General features: G+C 57.7%; 1 pseudogene. It reads right to left on the bottom strand.

What is annotated here, in order from left to right:
* Positions 1 to 238: pseudogene (locus tag EN991_RS39620) on the bottom strand (tRNA (N6-threonylcarbamoyladenosine(37)-N6)-methyltransferase TrmO); the annotation flags it as partial.
* Positions 239 to 395: the final 157 nt, after the last annotated feature.

The following is a 395-nucleotide window of genomic DNA, read 5'->3' as shown; positions in this document are numbered from 1 at the left end:
GTCTGGCGCGCTCCAGCCCCCGTAAGCCATTTCGGTAGGGCGCGTCCATGGTCAGCACTGCCTTCTGCCCGGTCTCGCGCGCGGCGCGCATGTTCTTCGGGCAGGTTTCGCGCGTCGTCCACGGCGAGGCAATGCGGCCGATGAAGACGATGCCGTCATCCGGCGGCATCAGGGCGGGATCGTTTTCCAGCCTCTGCTCGCCTTCGCGGGCCTCGAACATCTCACGCGGTCCAGTCATGGCCCATGTCTCTTAAAACGCCACACAAGCGGCATTTTCTTGTCCGGAAGCGACATAGCGCTTGCAAGGTTTCGAAAACTGACATAAACATATGTTTATATCTTTTCAAAGAGAATACGCTGATGCATGTCTCGCTCGACACTATGGTGGATACGTT

The sequence above is a fragment of the Mesorhizobium sp. M7A.F.Ca.US.005.03.2.1 genome (genome assembly GCF_003997795.1).
Lineage (GTDB): Bacteria > Pseudomonadota > Alphaproteobacteria > Rhizobiales > Rhizobiaceae > Mesorhizobium > Mesorhizobium ciceri.
This window is presented reverse-complemented; position numbering and strand designations above follow the sequence as displayed.